14 protein-coding genes and 1 riboswitch are annotated in these 15449 nt (G+C 63.0%); of the genes, 3 read left to right on the forward strand and 11 right to left on the reverse strand.

Annotated features, from left to right (window positions below):
- The first annotated feature begins 124 nt into the window (after positions 1-124).
- Positions 125-379: a hypothetical protein gene (locus LDP01_RS13265; RefSeq protein WP_224092970.1), complete on the forward strand. Its 255-nt coding sequence runs from the start codon at positions 125-127 to the stop codon at positions 377-379.
- Positions 380-498: 119 nt separating this feature from the next.
- Positions 499-846, forward strand: a complete 348-nt coding sequence (locus LDP01_RS13270; RefSeq protein ID WP_224092974.1) for a hypothetical protein — start codon at positions 499-501, stop codon at positions 844-846.
- 20 nt (positions 847-866) lie between these two features.
- Here LDP01_RS13270 and LDP01_RS13275 read toward each other — a convergent pair whose 3' ends face one another.
- From LDP01_RS13275 to speB, 11 genes are all read right to left on the reverse strand, one after another.
- Positions 867-1595, reverse strand: a complete 729-nt coding sequence (locus LDP01_RS13275; protein WP_224092976.1) for a maleate cis-trans isomerase family protein — start codon at positions 1593-1595, stop codon at positions 867-869.
- Positions 1596-1603: 8 nt separating this feature from the next.
- Positions 1604-3043, reverse strand: a complete 1440-nt coding sequence (locus LDP01_RS13280) for an amidohydrolase family protein (protein WP_224092978.1) — start codon at positions 3041-3043, stop codon at positions 1604-1606.
- A 27-nt stretch (positions 3044-3070) separates the two neighbouring features.
- Positions 3071-3886 (reverse strand): aspartate/glutamate racemase family protein, encoded by an 816-nt coding sequence (locus LDP01_RS13285; RefSeq protein ID WP_224092980.1) that lies wholly within the window; start codon positions 3884-3886, stop codon positions 3071-3073.
- Positions 3883-4566: a GntR family transcriptional regulator gene (locus tag LDP01_RS13290; protein ID WP_224092982.1), complete on the reverse strand. Its 684-nt coding sequence runs from the start codon at positions 4564-4566 to the stop codon at positions 3883-3885. The genes LDP01_RS13285 and LDP01_RS13290 overlap by 4 nt, the downstream gene beginning before the upstream one ends.
- 103 nt (positions 4567-4669) lie before the next feature.
- Positions 4670-5998 (reverse strand): MFS transporter, encoded by a 1329-nt coding sequence (locus LDP01_RS13295; protein WP_527249094.1) that lies wholly within the window; start codon positions 5996-5998, stop codon positions 4670-4672.
- Positions 5999-6393: 395 nt separating this feature from the next.
- On the reverse strand, positions 6394-7293 hold the full coding sequence (locus LDP01_RS13300; RefSeq protein WP_224092984.1) for an amino acid-binding protein: 900 nt from the start codon (positions 7291-7293) through the stop codon (positions 6394-6396).
- Positions 7294-7500: 207 nt separating this feature from the next.
- A complete protein-coding gene (gene mscL, locus LDP01_RS13305; RefSeq protein WP_224092986.1) occupies positions 7501-7953 on the reverse strand; it encodes a large conductance mechanosensitive channel protein MscL in 453 nt (150 codons plus the stop codon).
- Positions 7954-8164: 211 nt separating this feature from the next.
- Positions 8165-9442 carry a D-arabinono-1,4-lactone oxidase gene (locus LDP01_RS13310; RefSeq protein ID WP_224092989.1) on the reverse strand — a complete coding sequence of 426 codons (1278 nt, stop codon included), beginning with the start codon at positions 9440-9442 and terminating at the stop codon, positions 8165-8167.
- Positions 9443-9470: 28 nt separating this feature from the next.
- Positions 9471-11000, reverse strand: coding sequence for an aminobutyraldehyde dehydrogenase (locus tag LDP01_RS13315; RefSeq protein ID WP_224092992.1), 1530 nt, complete (start codon positions 10998-11000; stop codon positions 9471-9473).
- Between the two features lie 21 nt (positions 11001-11021).
- Complete coding sequence (locus LDP01_RS13320) at positions 11022-12455, reverse strand: purine-cytosine permease family protein (RefSeq protein WP_224165785.1); 1434 nt, start codon at positions 12453-12455, stop codon at positions 11022-11024.
- Positions 12452-13450, reverse strand: a complete 999-nt coding sequence (gene speB, locus LDP01_RS13325; RefSeq protein WP_224092994.1) for an agmatinase — start codon at positions 13448-13450, stop codon at positions 12452-12454. Before speB ends, LDP01_RS13320 begins: the two co-directional genes overlap by 4 nt.
- A 178-nt stretch (positions 13451-13628) precedes the next feature.
- Here speB and LDP01_RS13330 point away from each other — a divergent pair, with 178 nt between their 5' ends.
- Positions 13629-15143 carry a PucR family transcriptional regulator gene (locus LDP01_RS13330; protein WP_224092996.1) on the forward strand — a complete coding sequence of 505 codons (1515 nt, stop codon included), beginning with the start codon at positions 13629-13631 and terminating at the stop codon, positions 15141-15143.
- A 74-nt stretch (positions 15144-15217) separates the two neighbouring features.
- Positions 15218-15316, forward strand: a riboswitch (glycine riboswitch).
- Positions 15317-15449 lie beyond the last annotated feature (133 nt).

Raw genomic sequence — 15449 nt, forward strand, 5'->3', positions numbered from 1 at the left:
GGGTTGGCCCCCTAAATTCGGCGCCGATATTCGCGTCATATACGGGTTTGCAGAGCCACATCTTTTGTACAGAAGTCTGCCCAGAAGGCGACTGCGGAAAGATGAATGGCTAGGAGTCAGCGATTTGCAAGACGACATGAAGGATTCGACGCCCGATTCGCGCTTCGACAAACCACAAAGCAAGAGGGTGACGGATTGGAGGCCACTCGTTGGCCAGGATGTGCAGATCTGGCGCGGCAACAAGATCGTGGACCAAGGCCGGGTGGAGGCCGTGACTGCCGACGGCAAAGTTCTGTGGCTCAAACAACTTGGAGCAATCGAACGTCGGTTGGTCATGAAGGAACCCGGAACAGGGCTCCGGGTACGGCTCATCCCTTGAACGCAATCCTTGGAGCGCGCGCGGCCCTGGCTCTTCCCGGCCATCCGCCGTCGTCCTAAGCTGAACCGTACGAGTTACCCAACCCATGCCGAACCGCCACATCGAAGCGAGGTTGCGCCATGACCGTGAAACTCAACAAGAAAGCCTTCGACAACGCGAAGCACCTGATCCGTGACGGCAAGATCGTCAAGGATGTCCGGGATGACTGGAGCGAGCACGCCCCGTCCACCAAGGACGAGAACGAGTTCCTGGAGAAGAACGGCCAAGCCGAGTATTCCAAGTGGTACCTCGGCGTGGACGACGATCATCCGGCTGACCAAAAGGGCCACTACAAATTTCCCTTCGGAGACTTCAAGAAGATCCACAGATGCGCGGTCATCTCTGCCGAAAGTCGGGCAGCCCAGAACGACTATGACGATATCCGGGATGCGCTCGGCAAGCTGCTCGAACGCATCGATGAGGAATGAGCCTTGACGGGCAAGCTCATCTACTCAGCCAGCAAGCGCCCCCATTTCGGGTCCAGCAACGGAGCTCCGGCAAGCTTGAGTGCATGCCAGAGGGTCACTGCCACAGAATCGAGCACCGGAACGCCGGTCCGGGCCTCCACCTCGGCCGTGATGTTGGCTCCGTAAAGATTCGTGCACAGGTAGACCAAGGCGTCCGGGTGGGCGGCTGCCAGCTCCAGGGAACCCGGCAGCATCTCCTCATCGGCGACCCGGCCAAAGGATTCGTTATCAGTCAGGTCGAGGTGCCGGTGATCGATCGTCTTGATGCCTTCCTTGGCATAGGACGCGATCACGGCCTCATTCACGTCTGCCGTATAGGGGGTGAACAATCCGATTCGCTCGGTGCCAAAAGTAGAAAACGCGTTCAAGTAGGCGAGCGTGGACGTGGTGGCCGGTATGCCTGTGGCGTCCGTGATCTCACTGACCAAGGCATGGTCGTGGGAAGCTCCAAGCCAGGATCCGGAGGTGCCGTTCCAAGCAATGACGTCCACATTCGCCGTGGCCAGCAACTCGGCGGCGGCACGCATTACAGAGGAATCGAATTGCTTGTCCGAGGAGTCGTCCAGGGCGATTCGCGTGACCGGTATGCGGGTTGAATGGATGGTTACATCCTGGCGATCGCCCAGGATCCGGTAGGTCTGTGGCTCAAGGCAGGTGTTGGAGGACGGCACGATCATGCCGATGCGGATGGGGCGGTTGTTTGAAGGCATGCTTGCTCCTAGGCGCTGAGGGATTCGGCAGAGGGAAGGACGGGAACGGAGAGGGCGTCGCGGTGTTCAGCGAACCCGTTCCGGGCGACGAAACGTCCGACGGCGCCAGGATCGTGGAAACCGTCCTCGTCGAGGACCACTCGCCCGGAAGAGACCACGACGGCGGGCCAACCGTTCAGCGTCTTCCCTTCAAAAGGCGAGAAATCAGTCCCCATGTGCAGCGCACCGCCGTCGACGGTTTGCTGGAAGGCGGGATCGAAGATTACGAGGTCGGCGTCGAAGCCTTCCACGATGGCGCCCTTCCGCGGTACGGCGTTGATCCGTGCGGGGCCGGCGGAGAAGACCTCAACGAACTCCTCCACAGAGCCGCCCGACTCAGTGACCAATGCCGTGAACGTCACGGGCATCCGCGTCTCGACGCCGGGGAGGCCGTGCGGCATGTAGCGGACGTCGTCCGTGCGCTCGCGTTTTTGCGAGAGGTCGTAGCAGGAGTGGTCCGAGGAAACAGTGTGGATTGCCCCGGCCGCGAGGCGTTCCTTGAGCGCGGCCACCGTTTCGGCACTCCGCATCGGCGGACAGCAGGCGTACCACTCGGGGAATTTTGAACCGTAGACGGTGTCATCCAGGGTCAAATAGTGCGGGCACGTCTCGGAGTACGCTTCCTGGCCGCGCTCGCGGGCTTCGGTGACCAGATCCACGGCGCCCGGAGTGGACTGATGGACGAAGTAGACGGGCGCTCCGGTGTACTCAGCCATCGCCAGGGTTTCCTTGACCGAGATCTCCTCGGCAAGCTCAGGCCGGGTACGGTGCAGGTGTTCGATGCCGATGCGGCCATCCGCGACGTGCTGGTCAGTGCAATCGGTGATGATGGGATCGTGCTCTGCATGGATGTACGTGAGGCCATCCAAGCGCACCATTTCGCGCATGACCTTCAGGATGGTGTCGCCGTCGGCCATGGTTGAACCGCGGTTGGTGGTGTACATCTTCACCGAGCGGACACCCTCGGCGGCTAGCTGTTCGAGCTGCCACGGGACCGTCTCATCCCAGGCGACAACCGAGCCGTGCAAGGCAACATCGCAGCGCGACTCGGCGGCCAGGCGCTTCTTGTTCAGCACAGCTTCCAGTGGTGTCTCCTGGGCATCGCGGGGGATGCCGAAGTCGATGATCGTGGTGGTGCCACCCCACAGCGCAGCCGTTGATGTGGTCCGGTAGTCATCCAGGGTGCGGAATCGGCCCGTCACTTGGGCAACATGGCAGTGGCCATCGATGCCACCGGGAATGACCAGCTGGCCGTGCGCTTCAATGGTGCGGGCAGCCGCGGGAATGGGTTCGGTGGCGTCAATGAGCTGGACGATGCGTCCGCTGTCCACCACCACGTGGGCCGCCTGCCGGCCGAAACTGTTGACCACGGTGCCGTTGGCAATGACGAGATCGGGGAAATGGGACATCGTTGTCCTCCTTGTTCTTGGGAAGCGTTAGAGAGTGGGGGACGAGGAAAGGTGCGCCGACTGTGCGACGGTCAGGGCGGCGTCGAGGTTTTCGGAGAGACCCTGACGGCGCTTGACCGGTGGCGCGGCGAACGAGCCGCCGCGATGTGCCCCCGACTTCAACGCGACCACGGCCTCCGTCATGCGGATGCCGGCCGAGATGCCGTCCACCACGGGCACTGGAATCTGGCCTTCGAGCTCGCGGGCAAGTCCTGCTAGCGGCGCACCTGCAAGGATCACGACGTCGGCACCGTCCTCTGCGACCGCCTGCCGGCTAAGTGCCAGGAGCGTTTCCTTGAAGTCGGCCTGTACGGATCCGATCGAATTGAGGCTCTGGTTGATGGATCGGATGGAGGCGAGACGGCCGCCAAAACCGAACCGCTCTACGCAGTCGAGGTACCAGGCCTGGATGCGGTCCGAGATGGCGATGATGGAGAAACGCTGGCCTTGGAGTGCTGCCGCGCAGAGTGCGGCTTCGGTGATCCCGATGACCGGTACGTCCACCAGTTCCTTCAGGGCAGGCATGCCGGGATCCCCGAAGGCAGCCACAACGACGCCGTCCACAGCGGCATCGCCGCGTTCACGCCCAAGGCTGGCTCCGCCGTCGTGCGCGTATTCGGCGATCAGCTCGGCAACAGCGCCAGCAGCGATCAGCGACTCGAAGCGGGTTTCGATATATTCGACGCCGTGTCCGGCGGTCCGCACGATCAGTTCGGTATCCGGTCCTGCCGAACGCAGGGCCTCGGCCTCGATCAGTGCCGTGACGTCGTCACTGATGTTGGGGTTGATGACCAGGAGTTTCATGATTTTTTCCGTTGCAGCTTGGGCTCAGTGTGGCTGGAATCCTCCGGGAACTGCTCGCGGTACTTGCCGATGTGCGACGCCGACTGGGTAGCGGCGCGGTCAGGATCGCCACTGGCGATCGCGGCGTAAAGGTCGCGGTGTTCCTGGATGAGTTCCGGGAGGTCGCTGACGTGGCGGAACAGCCAGTGCATGCGTCCCTGGAGTGGTTCCAGCGCGGAGCGGAGAAAGTCGTTGTTGGCGATGGCCGTGATGGCATCGTGGAAATCGCTGTTGGCGCGGTGGGCTTCCAGGATGGAGCCCTTGGCCAGGCAGCGGTCGGCCTCATCCAGCAGTCCGGCGAGGTGTTCAAGATTCGCGGCGGTAGCGCGCTTGGCTGCCAAGCGGCAGGCAAGGACTTCCAAGGATTGACGGACGTCGAAGAGGTCCTCCACATCCTTGGCGCTCAAGCCGCTGACCTCGGAACCGCGGCCGGCGCGGTCCCGGATCAGTCCTTCTTGCCTCAGCATGCGGAGTGCTTCGCGGATGGGCAGTCGGGAGACGTTGAATTCGGCGGCGAGGTCGCGCTCCACCAGCCTGGTGCCGGGCGCATAGTGCCCCTCAAAAATCCTGGAACGGAGCGTGTCACGCACTGACTCCCGGAGGGGGCGGTCAGTGATGTTCGTGTCTTCTGCGGCTAGCATTTCCAGCTCCATTTCGTGATGTGTGAGGCGGTGCGCCCGGCGACCAGGCGGGCTTCCGGCCATCCGGCGGTTCAGTACCGTCCGGCCGGCCCGGTCAGGCGAGTTAGACCGGGAGTCGCTTGTTGTAATCCAGGACGAGGACGGAGATGCCCATGATCACCGCGGATCCAACGAAGTACAGCAGCGCCCAGGTGTAGGAGCCGGTGGCCCCGACAATCAGGCCTACCACAATCGGCGTGACGAACCCGGCGATGTTGCCGCTGAAGTTCATTGCCCCGCCGAGCACACCGGCGTTGGTGCGGCCGCCCAGGATGGACGGGATGGACCAGAACAGGCCAACCCAGCGCAGGAAGAACAGGACTACAGAGAGAAGCACGACGGCGGTGATCGGGTCTGCGACGACCGTGACACCTACGAGGCCGCCCACCACTACGACGCTGGAGAATCCCAGCAGGGTACGCATGACGCGGTTGGCGGAGGCGCCGGATGCGCGCCACCTGTCGGCGATGATTCCGCCGAGGATTTCACCGACGAAGCCGGCACCGAAGATCACGAACGTGGACCAGCCGATGGTCTTCAGGTCGAAGCCCTTGGCTTGGGCCAGATACAGCGGGCCCCAGGTCAGCAGACCGTAGAAGACGCCGTTGAAGCCAAGCCAGCCGAAGCACATTGCCCAGAAGGACCGGAACTTCAGGTAGGGGAGAAGAGCTCGCTTGCCTTGTGCACCTTCCTTGGCTGCCTCGGCGTCGTCCTCGGCATGCGAGGCTTCGATGTACTCAGCTTCGGCATCGTTGACGCCCTTGTGCTGGCGGGGGTTGTCGCGGATGTACCACCAGACGGCCAAGCCCATGAGAATCGTGGCGGCACCGGCGATGATGAACGACATGCGCCAGCTGCCCGTGGAGGCGATCAGCCAGGTGATGAGGATGCCGCCCAGGCCAGCGCCCAGGGGAGCTCCGGCATCGAGGATGGTGGCGCCGCGGCCACGTTCCTTCTTGTGCATCCAGATGGCATTGAGCTTGCCACCGGCAGGCATGACGCCGGCCTCAGTGACGCCGATGCCAAGGCGTGCGATGAACATGCTCAGGAAGCCGCCTGCGAAGCCGGAAGCGGCAGTTGCTGCGCCCCAGCCGATGCAGGAGGCAGTGACCATCTTGCGGGGGCCGAACTTGTCGATCAGCCAGCCGACAGGGATTTGCATGAGCGCGTAGGTCCAGAAGAACGCCGACAACAGAAGCCCCACAAGCTCGGGCGGGAGGTTGAATTCCTTCTGGATGATGGGGAGCGCAACGGATATTGAACCGCGGTCGATGTAATTGACGGCGACCAGGACCAGGAGCAGGATGAACAGTTTCCAGCGGACGTTTGTGCGTCGCTGCACACCGTCCTTGGCGGTTTTGGGCTCGTTTTCCTGGTTTTCCTGGGTTGCCAGTTGGGTGTTTTGGGGAGACACAGCTTCTCCTTCAGAGGAGTCAACAGGGGTGGAATGTCTTTGGGGTATGTCTTTGGGGGATGAGCCGGGCGTGGATATCGCTGCAGCCGGACCCGTGCCGGCGGCAACTGTTGCGGTCCCTGCCCTTTTGGTGGCGGGGGCCGCAGCCGGTAGCGGGTCTGTTTGGGATCCCGTTTTGGGATCCCAAAATCCAAGTTAGATGTGACGGGCCGCACTGTCAAGGTTTTTGGTATACAAAGTCTGTTGGCGAAATGTGACCGAGTGGGATGCCTGCGCGCGGTCCTCCCCGGTTGCTCCTGCCCCTGGCGCACGAGAACCCGGCGTTTCCTGGGAAATGCCGGGCTTTCGGGGTAGTAAGTGGGAAGGAGCGCGGACTAGCGGTGGTATGCCGAGCTTGGGGACGCTTCCGGTCTGTATGCCAGAATCTCGGCGAGCTCAGCAAGCCGGTGCGCGCGTGCGGACTCGGCAGGCGTGAACGGCTCGCCTGGTCGGGAAAAGACCAGCGGTCCATGCCATGCGGTAGGAATCTTCAGGATGTCCGTTGAACGTTCGACGCCGGCACTCGCCTCGGGTGCCGGGTTCTCAGGGTCGTTGGGGACCACTTTGGCGGAAAGCAGCTCGGCAACCGCGTGCGGAAGCTCATTCGGGTTCCCGGCAATGCGGGTGGCCAGGCTCAGGGCCTTGGTTTGGCCATCAGCCATGGCAAGCGCTGTGGTTGGCCACACGTGTGACTCACGCCCGCCGCCGTCGTCGAGTGCTTTCAGCAGTTCATGTTCGGTGACCTCACCCGGGGCGGAGAGTACGAACTCGTCCAGCACTATTTGGGCGCCCTGTGTACCGTGGCGGCCCGGGGCATCCATCGGGTGAACGTGGATGCTGAGGATGTTCGTGTCCATGCGGGCCAGCGACTGGGTGATCTTCTGCAACGAGCCGGGCTGGTCCCGCAGCAGGGTCCGGGCCCGCCACAAAGCAGGTGCGGCGTGTAGCTTGTGCCGCTGGCGGAGGGCCGGCGCATGCAACCATCGCCGGAGGACCTTGGCGGCCGACGGCTCCGCAACCCAGATAACCAGCACGGTGGCCGTGACTGTGAGCAGCAGGACTTTGGCCAGGTAGGGGAGGTGGGTTTCCACAACCGCCGCGTGTACCAGCAGTTCAATGGGAAGCATCACCGCGATGTTGGCCAAGGTGAGCCGGGCCTTGGGCGGTTCGGGCAACTGTCCGCAGACATCGCACCGAAGATCCGCAGTAACGGGAGAGCTCATTTGGGGCTTCATGGTTTCATGCTGCCCCGCGCCTGTTTCAGGACGGTTGCCTCCGCGTCACGTTCTGGGGACACGCTGGTGGGTGCTGCGTTCCTGTCCACTTAGTGGCTTTGTGCCGAACGCCGGCAACGCAAAAGCCCGGCGTTCCCGCGGTGGGAACGCCGGGCTTTGCAAAGCAACCGGGAAGGAACGCTCGGGCTTGGTCGTTACTGCTCGGGATTAGCGGACGCTGTCCGGGTCGAGGTCCGAATCGCGGTCCGAGCCACGGTGGGCCGCTGCGTCCTTCAGGAGATCCCGGATCTCGGCCAGCAGTGCGGTATCCGCAGGCAGCGGTTCTTCCTCGGGTTCTTCGGTGGAGAGGCGGTCCTTAACCATGGAGTTGATCTTGTTCATGGGCGCCACGAAGATGAAGTAGACCACTGCCGCAGTGATCACGAAGGTCACCAGCGCAGTAAGCACCGCGCCGAAGTCGACGAACGTGGCCGGGTTGTTCTCCCAGATCTTGAAGCCAAGCCCTTCGGCATTCATGCCGCCGGCCGCAGCAATCACGGGGTTGATGATGTGGTTGGTGAAGGCTGCTACGAGAGCGGTGAAGGCACTGCCGATGACGACGGCAATGGCCAGTTCAATCACGTTGCCGCGAAGTATGAAGTCCTTGAAACCCTTAAGCATGGAATGTCCTCCGGATGGGTACGGGTGTGTGGCTTAGGCAGAGAACAAACTACCACTTGCAGGTTTCAAACGGGTGTCAAGGGGATGTGAGAGAGGGATGCCGCCTGGGGGTGTGGATGTGAGAGAGGGATGCCGCCTGGGGGTGTGGATGTGAGAGAGGGATGCCGCCTGGGGGTGTGGATGTGAGAGAGCGTCGGGTTCTTTAGTGGGATCAGCCTACGAGGGCCCGGGTGTGGTCGTTCAGGAAGATTCCGCGGGGATCGAATTCACGCCGGACCTGGATGAAGGTGTCCAGCTCGGGGTAGAGACGCTCAAGGCGGCCCCGTGTCATGAAGTGGATCTTCCCCCAGTGGGCCCTCGGCTCGAATTCCTGCAGGACGGCGTCGGCGTCCCGGAAGAACTGCCAGTAGTCGGTTCCGGGCTCGGTGGTCAGCGTGATGACGGTGCTGTCTCGCCCTTGGAACTGGGACATGTAGGCGTCGTCGGCCTTCACCCAGCGGACCTCGACGGGGTACTTCTGCTCGGGATACTTGCTGCGGATCAGCTCCTGGATGGCCTCGACGGCGGCAAAGCCGTCCTCGCTGCGGACGAAGTACTCAAGTTCGTGGAACTGGGTGGTGAAGCCGCCAGGATAGATCCGGTACGAGCGGTCAAGCCGGGCACCTTCCACGGTCGAAATCCCGCGCTCGTCCTCAATGGAAGCAACGTTATACCGCTTGGTGTAGCTCCGGTTGGCCATGCTCAGGCCGGGTGCGCCAGGAAGATCCAGGAGCTCGCAGGAATCGTTCTCCGGGCACCATAGGAACGAGTAGTGCCTGTTGTTGTCAAGATCGTCCTGCCACGTCGAGGCAGTTTCAGCCCAGGTGGGATAGGTGATCTGTTCCTGCAGGTAGTAGCTGTCCTCAACAGCCAGCTCCACCTCCAGGAAAACACCCAGCGTACCTAGAGCCACCTGGGCGGCCCGGAGTTCGCGGAGCTGACCTTCGCCGATTTCCACGATGTCGCCATAGCCGTTGATGAGCTTCACCCAGCGGAGGTTGGACGAGAAGCTGCCCAGGTGCTTCCCGGACCCGTGGGTGCTGGTGGCCAGTGCGCCGGCGATTTGCTGCTTGTCGATGTCGCCTTGGTTGCCCAGGGCCAGACCCTGCTCCCACAGCGGATCTCCAAAGGCATTGATCGTGGTTCCGGCAAGGGCCCGGGCGCGACGCCCGGCCTTGTCAGTTCCTGTAATCGCGGAGAGCCCGGACATGTCCATCAGGACGCCGCCAGTCTGAACAAGAGGTGAGGACGAGTGCCCTGAGCCGACCGCCCGCACAGGCAGGCCTTCCCGAATGGCGAAACGGACGGCGTCGAGCGCTTCTTGTTCGTTCCTTGGCCGGACGGTGAAGGCCGGCGTCGCGCTCTGGTTCCCGCCCCAGTTGGTCCAGGTGATGTCTGTTCCAAAAGGTGCCGTAGGAGTGGCGGCGCGGGAAAGGTCTTTGGTGGTCATTGCTAAGCTCCGTTGCTTGTTTGAAGGCTTACGCGCCGTGGTTGATCATGACGTGCTTGGTGCGCGAGTAATCATCCAGGGCGTAGAGCGAGAGGTCGCGCCCATACCCTGAGCCCTTGAATCCGCCCCACGGTACCTCACACGCAAGGACCAGGTGCGCATTCACCCAGACGGTGCCGAAGTCCAACTGCTTGGGAATGCGCAGGGAGAGGCTGGAGTCCTTGGTCCACACGGAGGCGGACAGTCCGTAGGGGCTTTCGTTTGCACGGGTGACGGCTTCTTCAGTGGAAGAGAAGGTTTCCACAGTGACCACGGGGCCGAAGATTTCGTGGGTTGCGATGTGCGCGCCGGCAGGGACGTTGGAGATGATCGTTGGCTCGATGAAGTAGCCGGGACCTTCCAGTGCCGAGCCGCCAATCGCGATATTCAGTCCCGCCTCGCGGGCTTCGGCCAAGGATTCCTTGACGCGTTCAAAGTGGGGCCGGGAGATCATGGGACCGATTTCGACGTCGTCCCCAGCCTCGGGTGCGCCGACCACCAGCGTGCTGACTTCGCGTACCAAGTGCTCGGTGAATTCCTCGGCCACGGACTCGTGGACCAGCACGCGGCAGGCAGCACCGCAGTCCTGGCCGGCATTCCAGAATCCTGCGTTGCGGACTCCAGCGGCGGCGGCGCGAAGATCGGCGTCGGGGAAGACAACAACCGGGGCTTTGCCGCCAAGTTCCAGGTGGACGCGCTTCACGGATTTTGCCGCAGTTTCCGCAACGGCCTGGCCACTAACGACGCTGCCCGTCAGGGCGACCAAAGCAATCGATGGGTGCTCCGAAAGCCGCTGTCCAACAGTGCGCCCCTGGCCAGTGACCACGTTGAGGATCCCGTCCGGGATCCGTCCGGCGAGCAGTTCGGCCAGCTTCAGCGTGGACAAGGGGGTCTGCTCGGAGGGCTTGAGGACGATGCTGTTGCCGGCGGCCAGAATCGGTGCGATCTTCCAGGCGGCCATCAGCAGCGGGTAGTTCCAGGGGGTAATGACGCCGACGACGCCCACGGGTTCGCGGAGGATCACGGAGGTGTGGTCAGTGGCGTAGTCGCCGCCGGCCATGGAAGTCAGCGTGCGGGAGGCGCCGGCCATGAAACGGAACGTATCGATGGTGCTGGTGACGTCGTCCTCGGCCACTGCCTGCGGCTTGCCGGTATTGGCGGACTCGATGAGCTCGAACGCTTGCCGGTTCTCCTCAATAATGTTGGCGATCAGGTTCAGGACGTCCGCGCGCTCCTTGGGGGTAGTAGCCCCCCAGGTCTTTTGGGCGACGACGGCGGCCTCTACAGCGGCGTCGACATCGTCCGCCGTGCCCGCCTGCACTGAGGCGATGACCTGCTCGGTGGTGGGATCCACGACGTCGATCAGCTGACCGGTGGAGCCCGGGACGAACGATCCGTTGATGAAGTGCCCTGCGGGAGGCAGGGGCAGCTGCGGAGGCAGGCTGCTGCCATGGTCAGAGGACGTGCGTCGAACGGTGAACTGGACGGTTTCGGGGTGTGCAGTGTCTGTGAGGGTCATGACAATTCGCTTTCAGATAGGTCAGTTTGCGAGTGCAGGGGATGGAAAGGGGGCGGCTTCCGTCTTTTTCCGGAACACGCGTGCCGCGAAGTAGTAGAGGGGAGCAACCACTACGAGGCCGACGAGCCAGGAGATGTCCACCCCTCCCAACGCGGCCGCGAGGGGGCCGGTGTAGATTGCGGTTGCCGAGAAGGGAACCTGGATCAGGGCGCCTGCCAGGTAGGAGCCGATGGCGACCCAATTGAACCGCCCGTACACACCGCCGTCGCGCTTGAAGAAGTCCTCAACCCGGTAGTCGCCGTGCCGCAGAAGGTAGTAGTCCACCAGGTTGATGGCAGTCCACGGGACCAGGACGTACATCAGGAAGGAGAGGAAGTTGGTGTAGAAGAGGATGAAGTTGTCGCGGGCGAACAAGGCGATGGAGACTGCGACGACGAAGAGGATGAGGGCCGCGATGCTGCGGGTCTTGGCGCGTGGCAACCAGGACGGCTTGAAGGTTTGGCCGATGGTCAGAGTGCACAGGACGCCGCAGTAGAGGTTCATGGCGTTGGACGCCGCGACACCCAGGCAGAAGATGCCCACGATGATCAGGGTCCACGGCTGCAGCAACGCACCCAGGCTGCCAACGATTTCGACGTTGTCGGCGCTCATGGTCATGGCGAGCGTGCCCACCAAGGCGCCGAGGATCATGGGGAACAACGTTCCCAGGACGCAGCCCGAGTAGGAAGCCCAAAATGCCGGTGCCGACCCCGTGCCCTGCGGCATGTAGCGGGAGTAATCGGAGACGTAGGGCGCGTAGGCCAGCTGCCACAGGGCCGAGACGGAGATGGTCCCCATGAAGCCAACCCAGTTGAAATTGCCCTCCGCAAGGAAGCTGGCGGGAAGGCCGTGGACAACGAGGATCCACACGAAGGCGAGCAACAGAGCCAGGCCCGCTGCAACGCTGAGGATCCTGGCATAGGCGTGGATGAGCCGGTAACCGAAAATCGTGGCGATGACGCTGACCACGCCGATGATGATGATGCCGGCATCCACGCTGATGCCGGGGCTGACCGCGGCCATTGCTTCTCCGCCAAAGACGAGGTTTGCGGCGAAGAACCCGACGTACATGATGACCACGATGACCACGATCAAGAGGGCGCCGAAGGAGCCGAACTGGCCGCGGGTCTGGATCATCTGCGCCACGCCCAGCTGGGGGCCTTGGGCCGAGTGCAGCGCCATGAAGATGCCGCCCACGACGTTGCCGATGATGATGCCCACCAGCGCCGGCACGAAACCGAGGCCGAATACCGTGGTGGCAAGTCCGCCGGTCACGATGGTCATGATCATGATGTTGGAACCGAACCAGATGGTGAAGAGATCGCGCGCCTTGCCGTGCCGCTCATTCAGCGGGATCGGCTGGATGGTTTTGTCCTCAAGCCGGGGAACTTCGTGGGTGGCCAAGGGCGCATTCATGATGCGCTCCGGGACGTCGAAGCCAGTTCACGGACTGTAGTGGCTTTGCTGCGGTTCACCATCAGGCCGAGAAGGTCGAAAACAAGGGTGGCCGCAGCGACGGTTGTGATGTCCGCATGGTCGTAGGCCGGAGCGACCTCCACGACGTCGGCGCCCACGATGTTGATGCCGTTCAGGCCGCGGAGCAGGGCCAGGAGTTCGCGGGAGTGGAGTCCGCCCATCTCCGGGGTGCCCGTACCGGGAGCGAATGCGGGGTCCAGGACGTCGATGTCGATGGAGACGTACACCGGGGTGTCGCCGAGCCTGTCCTTCACCTGCTGGATTGCCGCCGGGACACCGATGACATCCAGGTCCGAGCAGCGGATGATCTGGAACCCGAACTCGTGGTCCCTGAGGAAGTCATTGCGGTCATACACAGGGCCACGGATGCCGACGTGCATCGACTTGTCCTCCACAAGGAGGCCTTCCTCGAACGCCCGCCGGAAGATGGTTCCGTGCGTAATGGGCTGGTCAAAGTACGTGTCCCACGTATCCAGGTGTGCGTCAAAGTGCAGCAAAGCCACCGGACCATGGACCTTGTTCAGGGCCCTGAGCATCGGCAGGGCAATCGTGTGGTCGCCGCCGATCGAGATCAGCCGCTTGTCTTCGCTGATGAGGGGCAACGCCTGCTCCTCGATCTCACGAACAGCGCGGGTGATGTCGTAGGGCGTGCAGGCGATGTCGCCGGCGTCCACAACCTGGGCTTCGTAAACGGGTTCGACGTCGAGCTCCGGGTGGTAGCCCGGGCGCAGGAGACGCGAGGCCTCGCGAACCGCGGCAGGACCGAAACGGGCGCCGGGCCGGAAGGAGGTTCCGCCGTCGAACGGTACGCCGACAATCGCAATGTCATAGTCCGGGACGCGGTCAATTTGGGGGAGGCGGGCGAAGGTGCCGAGTCCGGCATACCGGGGGACTTTGGTTGCGTCGACAGGGCCGATGGGCTTGTGGATTGTCATTGCCGGTTCCTTGGTGTGAGGGGTGCTCGCCATTGAGCGGGAAGTAAGTAATTCCATTCTTGGTGACGCGGGTCACGGCGAATAGCGGTACATTGACTACAAATGGCCCAGACGCTTAGACGAATGTCTAAAAGGTTCGGAACGGGCCCCGGGAATCATAGAGTCAGGACCCCATCCGATGGCAATCACGGTCGCCGAACTCGTGGCTGAACCCCAACTCGGGCTCAGCCTTCTGGCCGGTGACGCGGGCCGCGACAACCGGATCACCTGGGCCCACACGTCCGATCTGCCCAGGCTCTGGGAGTGGGTCACAGGTGGAGAGCTGATGATGACCAATGGACTCTCGATTCCGGCCGACGCCGCGGGACAAGTGGCGCTCGCCGAGGCCCTTATGGACAGCGGGGCAAGCGCCTTGGCCATCGGCGAGAAGATGCACGCGCCTCCGCTGACCCAGGAGTTCCTGGCGGCCTGTGACCGGCTGCCGCTGCCGCTGATCAACATCCCCTACCCCCTGCCGTTCATCGCGATCGCCCGCTCGGTTGCCGAGTCCTCCCTGCTCGAAGAGTCCCGGCGCTTGCGGCAGACGGCCAGGGTTTACGACCTGCTCCGAACGGCCGGCGCCTCGGAGGACCATTGGCAGAGCCTGGTCCAACGGCTCGCCACCGAACTGGATGCGGAGCTGTTCGTGGTGGACCGCCGCTGCCTGCATCCCTGGCACCCGGAGGGACAGCCAGTCCCACGGTTCCTTGCCGATGAATGGGCTCCGCTTTCCGGGCAGGTGTCCTTGGCGGGAAAGAACTTCCAGTGGCACCGGATCCGGGGCCGGCACGTGCTGACCATGGACATCCCGACCCACGCCAACGCGCTCCTCGTGGTGCTGCCCAACAGCGAACCGCACCCGGACGCCGTCGTACTTCTGCACGCCGCAACCGTGCTGGGACTGCAGCTTTCGCGCATCGTCCTGTCGCTGGAAGGCCGCCATCGGCTGGCGGGTGAGTTCCTGCTGCAGGCCATGGATGGGAGATTGGGGGCGGCCGAGATGGAGAGCCGGCTGGCCGGTTTTGATGTTCCGCCCCAGGATTTCCTGCTCGCCTCGCTCTACGCGGACGCCGGCAATAAAGCAGCGGACGACGGCGACAGGCTGGCTAACGTGCACATCGAACTGTGGCGGCACGGGGTTGCGTCGGCTTCCCTGAAGCGGAACAACCGGCTCCACGTCGTGGTCCCTGCTGATGTGCCGGACGACATCCTGGTTCATTGTGCCGGGGCGGATGCCGCGATCGGGATCAGCGCTCCGGCGGGTGTGGCGGGCATTCAGCGCGCGCTGCAGGAGTCACTGTGGGCGCTCGGATCGGCCCGGGCGAACAAGCTTGGCCTGGCCCGCTACGCGCAGGGACCATCATGGCTGGGGCTGACGGGTTTCGAGGAAGGAACTGCCCTGGTCCGGCGTCTCCTCGGCCCGATTTTCGATTACGAGCAGAGCCAGGAAGGCGATCTCATCGTCACGCTGAGGACCTATCTGGACTCGCAGCGTTCCTGGCAAAAAACCGCCGCTGCCCTGTTCGCGCACCGGCAAACCATCATCTATCGGATACGGAAAATCGGCGAATTGACGGGGCTGGACATGGGTGAAACCTCCACTGTTGCCCAGTTGTGGTTCGCGCTCCAGATCCACGAGGCAATGCACCGGTAGGTATCCCTTGCTTGCGCTTTTTCCAGATAACCCGCTATGGTGTGAACCGTGTCACTGACGTGACGCAATGCTTTTGATCTGTGGCGGGAGAGTCCTGCCGGTACATCCAGTCAGGCGCCGTAGGAGCAAATCCTCCCCAGGAATCTCTCAGGCCCACGTACCGCCACGGCGAGGCAACTCTGGAAAGCAGTCCAGGTAACTGGGCTCACCGACGGTGCAAGCAGGCAACCATTCCTGCGGAATCTCTCAGGTCCAATACAGAGCGGGGAGGAACCCACATCATCGTGGCGCACATAGGGCGCCTGA

It is taken from the genome of Arthrobacter sp. StoSoilB13, from assembly GCF_019977255.1.
Classification (GTDB): Bacteria; Actinomycetota; Actinomycetes; order Actinomycetales; family Micrococcaceae; genus Arthrobacter.